Annotated in this window: 12 protein-coding genes and 1 riboswitch; of the genes, 9 read left to right on the top strand and 3 right to left on the bottom strand. The window is 66.4% G+C overall.

Features of this window, described 5'->3' with window-relative positions:
• The 3 genes from M3N53_08460 to M3N53_08450 all read left to right on the top strand — a co-directional run.
• Positions 1–412, top strand: a 412-nt coding sequence (locus M3N53_08460) for a glycosyltransferase (GenBank protein ID MDP9068359.1), incomplete at its 5' end; no start/stop codon positions are given.
• Entirely contained in the window at positions 409–1,554 is a 1,146-nt protein-coding gene (locus M3N53_08455) for an ATP-grasp domain-containing protein (GenBank protein MDP9068358.1), read from the top strand. The genes M3N53_08460 and M3N53_08455, both read left to right, overlap by 4 nt.
• Positions 1,551–2,840, top strand: a complete 1,290-nt coding sequence (locus M3N53_08450) for a hypothetical protein (GenBank protein MDP9068357.1) — start codon at positions 1,551–1,553, stop codon at positions 2,838–2,840. The genes M3N53_08455 and M3N53_08450 overlap by 4 nt, the downstream gene beginning before the upstream one ends.
• A 1-nt stretch (position 2,841) precedes the next feature.
• Here M3N53_08450 and M3N53_08445 read toward each other — a convergent pair whose 3' ends face one another.
• Positions 2,842–3,552, bottom strand: a complete 711-nt coding sequence (locus tag M3N53_08445; GenBank protein ID MDP9068356.1) for a polysaccharide deacetylase family protein — start codon at positions 3,550–3,552, stop codon at positions 2,842–2,844.
• Between the two features lie 30 nt (positions 3,553–3,582).
• Between M3N53_08445 and M3N53_08440 the strand changes: the two genes are divergently transcribed.
• From M3N53_08440 to M3N53_08425, 4 genes are read left to right on the top strand one after another with little or no spacing between them, the layout of a single operon-like run.
• A complete protein-coding gene (locus tag M3N53_08440; protein ID MDP9068355.1) occupies positions 3,583–5,031 on the top strand; it encodes a flippase in 1,449 nt (482 codons plus the stop codon).
• Positions 5,028–5,888 carry an aminoglycoside phosphotransferase family protein gene (locus M3N53_08435; protein ID MDP9068354.1) on the top strand — a complete coding sequence of 287 codons (861 nt, stop codon included), beginning with the start codon at positions 5,028–5,030 and terminating at the stop codon, positions 5,886–5,888. Before M3N53_08440 ends, M3N53_08435 begins: the two co-directional genes overlap by 4 nt.
• Positions 5,881–6,897, top strand: coding sequence for a glycosyltransferase family 2 protein (locus M3N53_08430; protein MDP9068353.1), 1,017 nt, complete (start codon positions 5,881–5,883; stop codon positions 6,895–6,897). The genes M3N53_08435 and M3N53_08430 overlap by 8 nt, the downstream gene beginning before the upstream one ends.
• Positions 6,894–8,333 (top strand): O-antigen ligase family protein, encoded by a 1,440-nt coding sequence (locus M3N53_08425; GenBank protein MDP9068352.1) that lies wholly within the window; start codon positions 6,894–6,896, stop codon positions 8,331–8,333. The genes M3N53_08430 and M3N53_08425 overlap by 4 nt, the downstream gene beginning before the upstream one ends.
• Here M3N53_08425 and M3N53_08420 read toward each other — a convergent pair.
• Positions 8,323–9,753 carry a cellulase family glycosylhydrolase gene (locus M3N53_08420; GenBank protein ID MDP9068351.1) on the bottom strand — a complete coding sequence of 477 codons (1,431 nt, stop codon included), beginning with the start codon at positions 9,751–9,753 and terminating at the stop codon, positions 8,323–8,325. The genes M3N53_08425 and M3N53_08420 overlap by 11 nt on opposite strands.
• Before the next feature lie 149 nt (positions 9,754–9,902).
• Positions 9,903–9,978: riboswitch (cyclic di-GMP riboswitch) on the bottom strand.
• Here M3N53_08420 and M3N53_08415 point away from each other — a divergent pair.
• A complete protein-coding gene (locus M3N53_08415; GenBank protein MDP9068350.1) occupies positions 9,958–11,370 on the top strand; it encodes a hypothetical protein in 1,413 nt (470 codons plus the stop codon). Its footprint overlaps the riboswitch before it by 21 nt.
• Here M3N53_08415 and M3N53_08410 read toward each other — a convergent pair.
• Entirely contained in the window at positions 11,361–12,491 is a 1,131-nt protein-coding gene (locus M3N53_08410) for a glycosyltransferase family 4 protein (GenBank protein MDP9068349.1), read from the bottom strand. The two genes, M3N53_08415 and M3N53_08410, sit on opposite strands and share 10 nt — an antisense overlap.
• A gap of 41 nt (positions 12,492–12,532) precedes the next feature.
• Here M3N53_08410 and M3N53_08405 point away from each other — a divergent pair, with 41 nt between their 5' ends.
• Positions 12,533–14,392: a DUF4012 domain-containing protein gene (locus M3N53_08405; GenBank protein ID MDP9068348.1), complete on the top strand. Its 1,860-nt coding sequence runs from the start codon at positions 12,533–12,535 to the stop codon at positions 14,390–14,392.
• Positions 14,393–14,497: the final 105 nt, after the last annotated feature.

Here is a 14,497-nt window from a genome sequence, read left to right as displayed (position 1 = left end):
GCGCGCGGACATGTCAGGACGGGTGCACCTGGTGGGGCATCTGGCCGACAGCGCGTCGCTGATCGCGGGGAGCGACCTCGTCGCGATAACCAGCGGCCGCGACGATCGAGGGATGGGGCTGGAGAGCTTTTCGCTGGTTGCGCTCGAAGCGATGGCCCTGGGCACCCCGGTCGTAGCGTTCGCCGCCGGAGGTGTCCCCGAGGTCGTCGGAGAGTGCGCTCGTCTCGTGCCGCCTGGAGATGTCGCGGCGTTGGCTCAGGCGATCGCGGACGGGTTGAAAGACGACGACTGGCGCGCCGACGCCGAGGCCTGCGGTAAGCAACGCGTCGTGGAAGGGTTCACCGTCGATCGGATGGTTGATGCGATGCGCGAGACGTATCTCAGCGCGATAACCCGGCGGGCTCGGTCATGAGAGCGCTCGTAGTGGACGACGGCAGGTCGCTGGGTGCGCTTGCAGCGGTTCGGTCGCTCGCACGGGCGGGCTGGGAGGTAGGGGTGGCGTCGCCTGGCCCCGTGGGGTTTGCGGCGACCTCGAGCTATATGTCACGACATCTGGTCGCTCCATTCGTTCACCTCGACCCGGATGCCTTCCTCGCGGCGATCCAGAACGCGATTTCCTCCGGCGGCTACGAACTCGTATTCGCGGGAGGCGATGCCGAGCTGATGGCTCTCTCTCATGGGCGCCACCGACTCGATGCGTTGCTTCCTTACGCAGAACACTCCGTGGTCGAAACTGCTTTGGACAAACTCCATGTCCATCATCTCGCACAAGCGAGTGGTCTCTCGACCCCCACAACCGCGCCCGCAGATGCCGTCGCGCAGTGGGAGTCGTGGCCGGTCGTGGTGAAGGCTCGGAGACACTGGAGCGTCGGCAGACGCGCCGGCTCCGGCCGGCTCGATCCGTCGGTATGCGCTGCTCCTGATGAAGCTCGGCAGCGGATCGCTCAGATCACAGACAACGGCGCGGAGGCCATCTTGCAAGAGAGGGTTCCGGGACTGCTCATGGCGTACACGGCGCTGTGTGACAGAGGCGGCCGGGTCGTGGCTGCGGTGCAGCAAGAGGTGGACGGGCTCGATCCCTCCCCTCCCGGCTCGAGCACACGCGCCCGTACGGTGCCGCTCGATCCGGCGTTGGCCGGCGGCGTCCAAGAGCTGCTGAACCGGCTGGGTTGGTTCGGGATCGCCGAGCTTCAGTTCATGAAACGAAGTGGCGAGGCGCCGAAGATGATCGATCTCAACGGACGCTTCTATGGGTCCATGTCGCTCGCGATCTCGGCGGGTATCGACCTACCCGCGCTGTGGGCGAGCTTGGCCGTGGGCCGAGATGTGCCATCTGCGGTGGCGCGGACGGGGGTTCGGTATCAATGGCTCCACGGCGACCTGCTGAGGGCGCTGCGGGAACGGCGCTCGGGCCTGACCGCCGATGTCGGCAAGACCCTCGCCTACGGATGCGGCGCGGTGCACCCTCTCTGGTCGAAGTCTGATCCGCGGCCCTGCCTCCGCTACCTGCTCAGGGCGCCGCAGAGAAGCGCCTCCTTGTTGAGACGCAAGTGATCGAACTCGCTCTTGCGATCGACAAGGTTGTGGAGAGCCGGTGTCTTATCTACGGCTCCATCCCACCCCATGCCCGCGACCTGGACCTCTTGGTCAGAGAACATGATGAGAGGGCTCTGTCTGAAGCTCTGAGCGGATGGGGCTTCACGCGGAAGGCGCAGATGTGGGTGCGTTTCGGCGTCGATTCGGTCGACGCCGTCGATCTCACTCCCGCGGCGACCTGGGGACTTCCCGCCGACGAGCTCGAGGCGCTGTTTGGGGACGCCGTGGCGATCGAGGGTATGCACCATCTCGTTCGCCCGAGCCCGCATCACGCATTGCTGATACTCGCGCGGCGCCTCGTTCGAGCCGGGATCCTCGACGACAAGCGCCGGGCGCGCCTGGACTCGATAGTGGCCGAAGACCCCGACGCGTTGAATCGAGCTCGCGTGCACGCGTCTGCCTGGGGGGCGTCGCGCGCTCTCGGTCTCCTCGATGCCGGGCGACACGCCCCCTCGCGTCTTCTTCGGACCGCACGCGTGGCCGCGCTGGCCGAGCAACTGCGCGCGAGCGGCGTCTCCTCCGCGCGCTCGTGGCCCGAAGCAAGCGCCGCGCTGACCCCACGCGTACGGCCTCCTCGCGTTGTCGCCTTCTCCGGTCTCGACGGCAGTGGGAAGAGCACGCAGGTGAGGCTCTTGGCGGCCACCCTCGAACACCTCGGCTTCCGCGTGGCGATCGCGTGGCACAGGGTCACGTTCAATCCGTCACTCGACCTGATAGCGCGCCCCGTCAAGGCACTGCTGGCGCTCGTACGCCGCGCGACGCGCTCTCGCGCACCACTAGCGCAAGCTCCGGGCCCTTCCGGGGAGCCCCCCGCTCGCGTGTTCGAGCGGGGCCGCGTCGTCTCCTCGATCTGGGGGATCCTCGTTGCGATCGCGAACGGCTCATCGCATCGACGTACTGTCCTGAAACACACCCGGCGAGCCGACATCGTCCTGTGCGATCGCTATGTGCTCGACTCGTGGGTCCAGATCCGCTGGCTCTACGGAGGCGGTCCGCTGTTCCCGCTGCAGAGGGTTGCGGTGCGGGCGCTGTCTCCGCGCCCGGTGGTCGCCCTCTTTCTTCGGGTGCCTCCACAGGTGGCCTGGGCACGCAAGCGCGACGAGTTCTCGCCGACCGGTTTGGAGATTCAGGCGGTGGAGTACGACCGACTGTTCCGCTCCGCCCGCGCCGTGGTGCTGGATGCCACGCGTCCAGCGGAAGAGGTGGCGCGAGAGGTCGCGCGCACCGTCTGGCTTGCCACGTGATCTAGGAAAGACGCACTGGTCTTCTGAGCCCCCACATCTTCAGCAGGAGCCGGCGACCGCCGTTCCGCGGTGGTGCCGGGAGTCTCGGTGTCGCGTACCTCTCCCAAGGGCCCGGTAGCCAAGCCAGGGCCAGTTCGTATCCGACCTCTTGCGCTACCTCGCGCTCTCGGCGCGTGAATAACCCGAACGGATAGGCGAGGGTCCGGCACGCCTCCCCGGTGATCTCCTCGATCGCTTCCTTCGAGGCGCTCAGGTCGTTGCGCAGCTCGTCGAGGGCGAGCTTCCTGAGATCGCGGTGACTCATCGAGTGAGAGCCGATCTCCATACCCGCCGCGTGCAGCTCACCCACCTCGGAAGCGCCCATCAGTTTGCCGTGGGGACCGGACACGTCCGGATGACGCCCGTCCCACCACCCCGGACAGACATAGAAGGCTCCCCGCACTCCGAGGTCCAACATCAATGGCGAGGCGGTACTCAACGAGTCGAGCCATCCGTCGTCGAAGGTCAAGACCGCGGTGCGGGCCGGCGGCGGGTAGTCCTGCAGGAGTTGCTCGCTCGTCGCGAACCGGTAGCCGAGCCGTTGCAGCGCGCGGATCTGGGACCTGAGGTCACCCGGTGACACCACCAGCCGGCGCGGGTCCTGCTCATCCTCCACGTCACCAACGCTGTGGTGCGCCAAGATGACGGGCGGCAAGAAGGATCTCGTCCACATGGAGGCTCATTCTGCGGCTTGACCGAGCGGATGCCTGACGCAGCGGCGCCACCAGGCGCCGCCTCCCGCCGGATCGCGCGGAACGCTGCGCTTCAGGCGGGTGCGGAAGTCGTCGGCAAGGTGGCGACCCTCGCCCTCACGGTGGTGGCAGCGCGGGCTCTCACACAGCAGCGGTTCGGGGCCTACTCGTACGCGCTGTCGTTCGCGCCCTTGGTGGCCGTGGTCTGGTCTTGGGGTCTCGGCACCCTGTTGATACGCGAGGCGTCGGCAGAGCCAGACAAGCTCCCCGCGCTGTACAACCGGTTCGTTCTCCTGCGGGCCCTGATCGCGATCCCGTCGGTGGTCGTGTTCGGGTTCCTAGGCGCGCTCACGCGCCCCTACCTTCAAGCGCGTCTCGTTCTGGTCCTCGTGCTGGTGGCGTGGGCTCTGAACTCATTCCGAGAGGCCGCCGTCTCGGCTGGATTCGCGCGACAGGAGGTCGCAGGTGTCACCGCCGCCGTAGTCGTGGACAGGCTGGTCACCGCGGGGCTCGGGATCGTGGCCCTCGTGCTTGGTGCCGGCGTCGTAGGTCTCGGAGTCGCATTCTTGGCCGGCTCCATCATCGGCCTCGTCGTATCTCAGCGCGCCGTGCGTCGCCTCGGGGTCAAGCTAGACCTGCGGGGCGTAGATCGCTCGCAACTCCGCCCCATGCTGGGTCGGTCTTTCTACATCGGAGTCGACACGATCGTGTCGGAATCCCTCTTTCGGATCGACGCGATCATGCTCAGCGCGTTCAAGGGCGACGTCGCACTCGCCATCTATAGCGTGGCCTACCGGTTGCTCGAGACGGTTCTATTCGTGAGTTGGGCGATCGTGCGCGCCCTCTTTCCGGCCATGAGCGCGCGGGGTGGCGCGCAGGTGAAGAGGGGTGTGGAAGAGGGCATCGCCTCGATGGCTGTTCTTTTCGTTCCATTCGCCGTCGTGCTGTTGGCGGAGGCCGAAGACGTCATCTCGTTGCTTTTCGGGGAGGCGTACGCGGAGGGATCGGCTCCTGTCGCGCGCTGGTTGGCGCTGGGGCCGATGTTGTTCGGAGTCGCATACCTGACGGGGTACGGGCTGCAAGCGTTGGATCGCGCGCGCTCCGCCTTCGGCGCGACCATGACCGCTGCTTTGTTCAACATCGGAGCCAACCTGGTGATGATCCCCCTGCTCGGCGGAGTCGGAGCCGCGATCACGACTTGTGTGGCGTACGCGATCGAAGCGGGGCTATCTCTGTGGCTCCTGCGCGACATCGGCCTCCCGACCCTTGGTCGCAGGTTGCTTCCTCCAGTGCTCGGCGGGTCGGTGATGGCGCTCGTTCTAGTCGTCGTGGAGCTCCCCATCCTGATCGAGCTCACCGGCGTGGGCGCCCTCTATCTCTTGGTCTGGTACCTCGTCGCGAAGCGCGTGGCACCCGAGCAGGTGGCGATCGTGGGCGCACTCGTTCCGGGGCGTCGTTGAGCGCGAACCCGCCCACCGCTGAGATCGAAGCCGCGCGGGCGGCCACGGGGTTCAGCCTCGAGATGGAAGCGCCTCTTAGGGGCCGCTTCGGGTGGCGTGCGGCTTCGCAGGAAGCGGTGGCTTATCTCGCCGCCGAGGAGGAGGGACGGCGGAGATTGCTGCGGGAGGCCCGCGTCTACTCGTGGGCTCGGGATCAAGGAATCCCGGTGCCACGCACGATCGCGGTGGCGCCCGACGGGAGCTATCTGGTCATGCAACGCGTGTCGAGCGATCCCGCTCAGGGCGTCTCCTACGTGGAGCGCTCGATCGACGCGGCAGATCGGATCGCGGCAGCCACTTGGCCCCGCTCCGAGGTGGTGCAGGGGGCTCGCAAACGCAGTCCCCGTCTCAGGAGCATCCCGCTTCGGTGGAGTCGCCTCGCGCTCGGTCCGCTCGATCTGTCGGAGGTGGTCGGGGTGTATCGCCGCGTCGGACGCCTTCCATCGCAGGCTCTCGCCCATGGCGATTTCGATGCACGCAACGTCCTGTTCGATGCGACGGCGGCGACCGTCAAGGTCGTCGACTGGGAGTTCCTCGGCCCGGCCCCCTTGCACACGGACCTCGCCATGTTGTGGACCACGCTGGAGAGGTACGACGATCGGCGCCTGCTCGAGGATCTCGTCGTCGATCGTCTCGATCCATCGGCACAGGCCGATCTCGCTCTACTCATGCGCTGGACGTCTCTGCGGCTGCTCGTCGAGGTGCTCACGTGGTCGCCGGCTCGCGGTCGCAACGTCCCCCGCATCGAGCGTGCCTTCGCTGTCCTAGAGGAGGCGCGGGAGCGCGATCGGTCACGGAAGATAGGCAGCCATGGCTGATACCTGGAGGGCGGGAGGTCACGAGCCGCTGCGAGATCCGAGGATCTCTGCGGTCATAGTGACCCACAACCGCAAGAGGTCCCTGGGTATCGTGCTGGACCGGCTCCAACAGCACCCAGTGGATGAAGTCATCGTGTTCGACAACGGGTCGACGGATGGCACCGCCGAGTACGTCGAGAGCCGCGGTGACGCACGCGTCCGAGTGCTCCGCTCCGACTCGAACATCGGGCTTGGTGGCCACAACGAAGCCGCCCGCGCCGCGTCGGGGGACCTTCTGCTGTGGCTCGATGACGACGCGTATCCGCTCGAAGGCGCCGTCGAGACACTGCGCGACGTCTTTTTGGATCATCCCGACCTCGCGGTCGCAGGTGGTTTCGTGATCGATGTCGATCCAACCGGCGCCGTATTGCGGCAGGTCGAGGTCGGAACGTTCGACTGGTTCTTCCGGGGGGGCCGCAACCAACCTGTTCCGCGTGAGGGGATCCCGAGCTTCTTCTTCCCCGAGGGTGCATGCATGGTCCGGCGAGAAGCTTTCCTCGCTGCCGGCGGTTATTTCGCTCCTTTCTTCTTCACGGTCTGCGAGGTAGACCTCACCACCCGTCTGGTGGCACAGCGTTGGGACGTCCGCTACGTTCCCGCAGCGCGCTTCGAGCACATGAAGGTGACGGAGGGACGGACGGACCCCGGGCGCGTCCTGCATATGCGCGTTCGCAATCAGATCTGGTACTTCTGCCGGCACTTTCCTACGGTGATGGCCGCCAGACGGATCGCGGCTTACCTGCTCTTCGACCTCGTGGAGTGTGCCTATCGAGGCTCTACGAAGGAGTGGGCGCGAGCGATCGCCGAAGCTTTCCGGCGGCGCGACGTGCTTGCCGATTCCCGGCATCCGCTGGACCGTGTGAGTCTCCGTCGAGCCGAGATGCACCGCGGTCGCCTACACGTGCGTTTGCTCAGCGCGCAGCTCCTCCGAAGGCTCTCGGGGGCCGCAAAGATCGGCGGCGCGGCGTGATCGGGCTGCCGACCGCGTCGATGGTCGGTGCCACCGAGAACCCGTTGTTGCGCGGCTGGCGGGCGATGCTGGACTCGCTCGCGATCTTGTTGTCCAGCGCGGTTGCGGGAGCCGCGTTGGTGGCCGTCTGCTTCCGCTTCGGCGAGGCGGGGCCGGTGGTTTTCTTCATGACGGCTCTCTTGCCTCTCGTCACGCTTCTGCTGTTCCAGCAACCGGTGCTCGGGGTGTTGCTCGTGTTCGCCTCCTATCCTGTGGTGGCGCTTGCTCCATGGACCGCGGAGCTCACCGTGGACCCCGTGCAAGCTGCCGTGGCCGTCTCTGCGGGTTTGGTGGTGATCCAACGTCTCGCGGTCGGACGTGGCCCCCTCGATTGGTCGGGACCTCTGTGGTGGGCCGTCGCTCTGTTCGCCTGGGCTCTGATCGCGCTCCCGTCTTCGTCCAACGTGGAGCTTGGGATCAAGCAGATCTTCGCCCTTGCGGGCGCCATCGTGTTCGCGGCCATGGTGCTCACCTGCTGCGAACGCGCGTGGGATCTGCGCCGGGTTCTGGGCGGTCTCATCGCCGTCGGTGTCCTTGCCGCGCTGTTCGCGCTGACCTCGGGAGTGCAGCCCGAAGCCTCATTCGGGGGAGCGGTGATATCGGGACGCGCGGTCGGAACTTTCAATCAGCCGAACCAGCTGGGTGCGTTCGCGGCCATGGTGTCGATGGTCGCCGCCGGCATGATGTTGGGTGCTGAGTCGAGGCTTGGGCGCATCCTGGCAGGGGTCGCGTTCGCGGTCGTCTTCATGGCGTTGATCCTGTCGTTGTCGCGAGGAGCTTGGATCGGAACCGCACTCGGCGGGCTGCTCTTCGTGGTCGCGCTGCCTCGGGCGCGTCGAGCAGTCCTCGTCGCCGCCATCCCGCTCGCCGTCCTCCTTGCGGTAGCCGGATCCATCGCCCCCGAAACCCCGGAGCTGCAGGTCGTTGGCGACCGCCTACAGGCGTTCACCACCGAGAATCCCTACGACAGCCGCCCGAAGATCTGGCAGGAGGCGCGCCGCCAGGTGGCCGCGGATCCCTGGACCGGTCAGGGGCCGGGCAACTTCCCCGTCGTGAGCGCACGGTCTGGATCCGAGGCGGACACGGTGTTCGCCGACCACGCCCACAATCTGTTGTTGAACTGGGCGGCGGAGGCAGGGATCCCTGCAGCTGTGCTCATCGTCGGCGTCGTATCGGCCGTAGCGATAGCTGCCCGACGCGCCCGGCGTAGCGCGATCGATCGTGAGCAGCCGCGACATGCTGCACTGGTCGTCGGGATCGCGGCCGCTCTAATTACCGTGATGGGCCAAGGCCTCGTGGACTATCCGTTGAAGAACGCGGTGATCTGGTTCACCGTCTGGGGCCTGGTTGGAGCTCTGTTGGCCGCTCGACGCATCGCCGGGCCCGCTAGAGCTTGAGCGACAACTCGTCCACGAGGAAATAGGACCGCTCGGCGCGGTTGCCGGTCGCCTCTACCTTGAGTCGGAGCCGGCTCCCCGGAAGACCGCTACTGCGGAAGGACAGCTTCGGGAAAGAGGTCCAAGACGTTCTGGTGCGGGTTTCCACCACCTTGCGCTTCAAGATCTCGCCGCCGCGACTTTCCGTGACCACGAGCGTGATCTTGCGGTCCGCTCGGGGAGCGCGGAGGAAACCGGCGACCGTCACCGTTGTACCCGAGCTTCCGTCGACAGAGCTCGAAGCGATCCCGTAGGTGCGGCCCCGCCGCGTGGCTTTGAGCGCTCGACCCCGAAGACCCGCGCTGGTGGTCGACAGCGATGCGTTGATCGATTCCCACCCGGTGCGGCCGGCTTCGAAGCCGCCATTGACGAGCTGCTCTTCCACCTCGATCGGATCAACAGGGACGGGAACGGGCGTCGGTGACGTCTCCTCGGCCTCCGGTGGAGTGGTCCCCGAGGTCAGGTATCCCTTGATCGCGGTGTAGGCAGGCTTGTCGCTGAAGTCGCGGCGCAGGAGGCCGTAGTTGGCGAGCTGCACGTCGCTCGAATCGCGGTTGCGCTCGTTGTACCAGAAGATATTCGTCACATACGGGTGGCGCTGGGTGACGTACTCGATCGTCCGGACGAAGTAGTCGCCCTGCTGCGCCTCGGTGACACCACGTTGCCAGTTCGCCTCGTTGCCTTGGTTGGCGTGCGACGACCAGCCCATCTCCGTGAACCAGATCTCCTTGTCGCCGTCGCCGTTCAGCACCATGAGGTCGTGCACCGCGGCGACGTGTGACAGCGTCCAGATAGTGCCATCGTCTGGAGTCTCAGGGGGAGCGTCCGCGACGCCTTGGTAGGGGTGTGTCGACATGATGTCGAAGTAGCCCGCCCCGCCTGCTGCGTAGACGTCTTCGAGCCAGTCGGTGTCGTTGTAGCTGGGGCCTCCAAGCACCACCTGCGCATTCGGGTTCCCGAGCTTGAAGGCGGGATACGCCGCCTTCAGCAAGTTGGTGTATCGGCTTGCCGTGCCCGTCCAGAAACTCCCTTCGTTGGGCTCGTTCCAGACCTCGAACGCCTCGACGCGCCCGGCGAAGTGCCGAGCCACGAAGGTGGCGGCGCGGGCGTAGTCGGAAGGGTCCGTCGGCGGAACCGCGCGGCCGGCGTTGCCGTTAGCCCAGCCCGGCGTTCCCCACAGCGTCATCAGGACTTTCAGCCCCCGCTGGTGGGCCATCTCGACAACTTGATCCGCGCTGTCGACGTACCACTGGCTGAAGGCGGTCGGCCCCTGCTCTTGAAGAGACTGCCAACCTAGGTCGATGCGAACCCATTGGAGTCCGGCCGCAGCCAGCTTGTCCAGCACCAGTTCCCGCTCGGCATCCGAGTAGTCACTCCACAATCCGTGGAATTGAACGCCGACTGCCGGGCCGGTGGAGGAGGCGGTCGTTGCAGCGAAGGCTGCGGGACCTGCTAGAAGGCTGGCTGCGAAGACGGAAGCCGCAGCAACTACGGCGCAGAGCCTGGCACTTGTGATCACGAACCTCCCAGTTCGGCAGCTGGGCTACCCGGTGCCGGGCCCCTAGCTTTGCGTCCCCACGTCGCCGTGGGTTTGCCTTTTCGTCTGGCTACACCTGATGTATCGGCCGATGTCGGCGTCGGTTTAGCGGGGATCCCCGATCGGTGTGTCCCAGCACGCGAAGATTCGTCCCAGAGAGGAGGCACGCTGCCAGAGCAAACCGCACTACCCGATCTTCTCGACGCGCTCAGGTGGCGGTGGAGGCTCGCCCTCATCGTCGCGCTCGGGATCTTCGTCGGGGCCTCTCTATATGTCGAGGCGCTGCCGGCTCAATACCAGGGCACGGCCATCGTCGTGTTCTCCCCCCGCCCGGGCGTCGAAGGCTCCGACGCCGACTCGGTCCGCCTCGCCGTCCCCAAGTACGTGGCCTTCCTCGAAGCACCTCAAACGGCGCGCGCGGTCGCGACTGAGATAGGTCTTCGCCCGACCGACATCGAAGACGCGCTCGAGGCCGCGCCGGCAGCGGACAGTGGGAACGTCGACATCGTCGTGACTCTGACCGATCCCGATCTGGCAGCCCAGGCCGCGAACGCCTACGCCGACCAGGTGGTCGACCTCTCGCAGGACGACGAGCTCGTCTCCGGCGAGGTCGTGGTCGCCGCTCTGGAGCCGACCTCCCCGTCGGGGCCGCCGCGTCGGCTCTTCGAGGCGGTTGCTCTGGTCGTGGGGGCGCTGCTGGGGATAGCGGTCTCTCTCTTGGTCGAGCGAGCCCGTCCCCGCGTTCGCTCGTGGCGCGACATCTACCAGCTGACGGGCTACACAGTGTTGGGCCGCATCCCGCGCTCTCGCATCCTGCGAAAGCATCCCGAGGACGCGCTCGCGGATCCTTCCGTGGGCGCGGCCTTCCGGAACCTCCGAACGAACGTGGAGCGTCTCGCGCAGGATCGCTCGACTGCGACCGACGTGTTGGTGGTGACCTCGTCGACCAACAGCGAAGGAAAGTCAACGGTGGCCGCGCTGTTCGCGGAGTCGTACGCGCGTTTGGGGTCGAGGGTTCTTTTGGTCGATGCCGATCTCCGCCGCCCCACGCTGGCCGCGCGCTTCGGGCTCGATGCCAAAAGTGGATTGTCGGCGGTGCTGCGAGGCGAGAGCACCTTGGAGCGATCGGCTCACACTGGGTGGCTGGACAACCTCTCCGTGCTCCCAACCCTTCCGGATCCCGAGGGCGGAGACCTCGTGGCGCGCAACTTCGCGGACTTCCTCGACGCAGCGCGCTCGCTCTACGACGTCGTAGTGGTCGACACCTCTCCCTTGTTGGGTACGGACGAGGGTCGAACGATCACGACTTTGGGTTCCGGCGTTCTCCTGGTGGTTCGGGCCGGCACGATGAGTGGCCCCGCGCACGAGGGCGCCCTGGCGCTCGAGGCCTTGAAAGCACCGGTCTTGGGAGCCGTAGGGAACTCGCTCAGGCGCTCCGAGGTGGGGCAGTACTACGCTTGATTCGTCGGGCTCAGAAGCCTTCGATAGAGAGCGCCGAGCTGATCCAGGACCCTGCCCGTGTTGAACGTCTTCTCTATGCGCGACCTGCCGGCGCGGCCCTCCTTCTGTGCCAAGACCTCGTTGGTCAGCCGGGCGATGAGCGCGGCGGCCAGACCGTGCACGTCCTCGATAGGCACGATCGCACCGGCGACGTCGCCGATCGCTTCACGCGCTCCGGAAACATCCGTCGTTACCACGCTGCGACCGCGCGCCATCGCCTCCAGCATGGCCAGCGACATCCCCTCCCAGCGAGATGGAAGGACCGTGACGTTGGCGGCTGCCAGCCAAGCTGGTACGTCCTCCCGGTTCCCGACGAAGGTGACGCTGGGACCGGCTGTCGCCGCCAGCGCGGATCGCTCGGGGCCGTCGCCGACGACGAACAACCGTGCCGAAGGGGCCCGGTTCGCAACGATCTCCCACGCCTCGAGCAGCACGTCATGACCTTTCTGTCTCGATGGTCGTCCGACACAGAGCGCGACGGGTGTGTCGGGATCGATATCCAGAGACATGCGACAGCGGCTTCGTTCCTCCGTGTCGGCCTCGGTCCAGACCCTCGGGTCCACGCCGTTGGGGATCAGCTCCCATGTCGGCGAGAGTCCTGCAAGCATCCCGGCAGCGCGCTCGGCTTCGCTGACGCAAACGACGGTGTCGGTCCTCCTCGCGGCGTGACGCTCCCACAGCAGCGCCGCTGTCCGCAGCGGCCCGGTCGCGGCATCGAAGGACCAGGCGTGAGGCTGGAAGACGATCGGTCGGACCGGTCGAACGAGCCTTCCCGCGAGGCCTGCCTTCGCGCTGTGGAGATGGACGAGGGCCGGGTCGATCCGTCTCACTATCGATGCGAGATCTCTCGTCTCTCGCAGGAGCTGTGGACCGAGCGACCGGACCGCCTTCCACTCGTGGATCTCGACGCCGGAGCCGCGCAGGAAGCTCCACAGCGGCGGGTCTTGGTCGGCCCACAGCCCCCGGCTCGGACTGGCGACGTGGACGGACCATCCGAGCTGCTGCAGCCCCGCACATACCGTCGCCACGTAACGACCGACCCCCTCCTCCACAGGCTGGGAGACGTGCAGGATGGTGGCCATCGGGAACCGCCGATACTCCCACGAGGCCTGGTTACGCGCCGATGAAGAGGATCGTCCTGGGCGCCGGTGTCATCATCGCGGTGGTCGCGCTTCTGTCCCTCTACGTAGGTCTTACCGCCGGACGTGAGTTGCTGCAAGCGCGGGCGGTTCTATCCGCGGTGTCTCTCGATGCGCTCGAACGAAGCAGCGTGCTAGAGGCGCGATCCCATTTCCTCCGCGCCAGCGAGCACCTTTCTTCTCTACCCTCGAAAGCTCTTCGCCTTGTACCTGTGGCGAGACAGAACATCGATGCCGCTCGCGCCCTGAGCACGTCGGCCAGGCCCGTTCTGGATGCGGCGCTCGACCTCGACGCGGCTCTGGACGAGGTCGAGGAGTCGGGGCTCCTCCGTCGTGGGGTCGTCGATGTCGACGCTCTTCAAGAGCTACGAGCACCCCTGGAACGCGAGGTGCAGGCGCTGGCAGAGTTTGCGGAGGCGGCACGCGCGGCACGCAACGGGTGGTTATTGCCTGGGGTATGGGAGCAGGTGGACGCGCTGAGCCGCCGTTATGGCCGTCTCTCCGAGACCGCCGCCAACGCAGCTGAGCTCTTGGAGCGGTCGCCCGAGCTCTTCGGGCTTAACGAGCCGCGCAGCTATCTCGTTCTTCTCATCAACAATGCTGAGCTGCGGGGTGCAGGAGGGGTGCTGTCGGGCGTCGGCGAGCTCAAGATCGAAGAGGGACGGCTGCGCCTCGGCGAATTTCACTCGGTTCACGCTCTTCGTGACGACCCCCCCGAGCGCGTCCCGGCTCCTGAGGATTACGAACGCCGCTTCGGGGTCTACAAGGCGAACACCACGTTGTGGTTGAACGCCACGTACTCGCCCGACGTTCCCGACGTGGCTCGAGTAGCGACACGGCTCTACCGCAAGAAGACGGGGGTCGCTACCGAGGGCGCGATCGTGGCGGACCCGCACGGGATCGCGGCTCTAGCCGACCCCGACGCGCCCGTCGCCATCGAGAAGCTGGAGCTAACCATCTCCAGCGACGAGCTCGCGGAGTTCGTTCTCTCCGACGTGTACTCACGCTTCGAAGATCAAGAGCGAAGAAGACAGGCATTGCTGGAGTCCGGCCGCGCCGTCTTCTCCAAGCTCAGCTCCGGAGGCCTGCGAGGAGAACGGCTCGAGCTCCTCGGTGAGGCGGTTGCGGGGGGACATCTGCGGTTCGTGTCGTTCGTGGAGGGAGAGCAGCGTGTTCTCGAGGAGCTCGGCGTCACGGGCGAGTTGAGCGTACGCGACGGCAGCTATGCGGTCGGGGTGACGCAGCAGAACCTCGGGTCGCCCGATGGGGAGGGAACGAAGCTCGATTTCTGGATAGAGCGACACGTCGAGCAACGCTGCGAGCTGAACGCGGACTCGGCCCGCTGCGCAACGCGGGTGCGGTTCGTCAACTTTGCACCCGAGGGGCTTGGTGAGTATGTCGCGGGGGAGCCATATGGCCTGGCTCGGTCTTACGCGGAGCTCTATCTTCCCGATGTTGCTTCGGTGGAGGCGGTAACCCTCGACGGGCGCGCGGTCGAGTTCCGGGTCGAGCGTGAGGAAGGCCAGCAATCTCTAGGGGTCTTCGTGAAGGTTCCTAGAGGAGGAAGCGCTTCGCTGCGCGCCGACTACTCGCTTCCGGTAGCGGATGGGGGGTTGACTCTGCGCTTGCGCCCGCAGCCGCTTGCTCGGGATGCCCAGATCGCGCTGGAGCTGACCGCGCCGGAGGGGTGGAGCGTCACCGGTCCCGACGGGGAGCCCGTCGCCGGGCCCATCAGGACGACGTGGGACAGGAGCCTCGAGGTGAGCGCGAGGCCGGATCTGCGTACCGGGCTGGCGTCGGTGTGGAGCCGCGTGCGGCGGTTCTGGAACGAGCCTCTTTTCTAAACCAGGGGGGCGGTTTGCCCGTTCTGGGCGGAGGCCCCCCATCAGGGTGGACTTTCGACCAATTTGAGTGAAATAATCCCTTTGGCGGGGAGGAATCGCACCGGT

Source organism: Actinomycetota bacterium (assembly GCA_030776625.1).
Taxonomy (GTDB): Bacteria; Actinomycetota; CADDZG01; order CADDZG01; family WHSQ01; genus MB1-2.
The sequence above is the reverse complement of the archived record's forward strand: the minus strand, read 5'-3'. Positions and strand labels throughout refer to the sequence as shown.

What these genes read in the sequence shown, in the direction of transcription:
- M3N53_08430 (MDP9068353.1), top strand. Translation starts at nt 5,881, where the DNA reads ATGGCTGATACCTGGAGGGCGGGAGGTCACGAGCCGCTGCGAGATCCG.
- M3N53_08410 (MDP9068349.1), bottom strand. Translation starts at nt 12,491, where the DNA reads ATGGCCACCATCCTGCACGTCTCCCAGCCTGTGGAGGAGGGGGTCGGT.
- M3N53_08405 (MDP9068348.1), top strand. Translation starts at nt 12,533, where the DNA reads ATGAAGAGGATCGTCCTGGGCGCCGGTGTCATCATCGCGGTGGTCGCG.
- M3N53_08445 (MDP9068356.1), bottom strand. Translation starts at nt 3,552, where the DNA reads ATGTGGACGAGATCCTTCTTGCCGCCCGTCATCTTGGCGCACCACAGC.
- M3N53_08440 (MDP9068355.1), top strand. Translation starts at nt 3,583, where the DNA reads ATGCCTGACGCAGCGGCGCCACCAGGCGCCGCCTCCCGCCGGATCGCG.
- M3N53_08455 (MDP9068358.1), top strand. Translation starts at nt 409, where the DNA reads ATGAGAGCGCTCGTAGTGGACGACGGCAGGTCGCTGGGTGCGCTTGCA.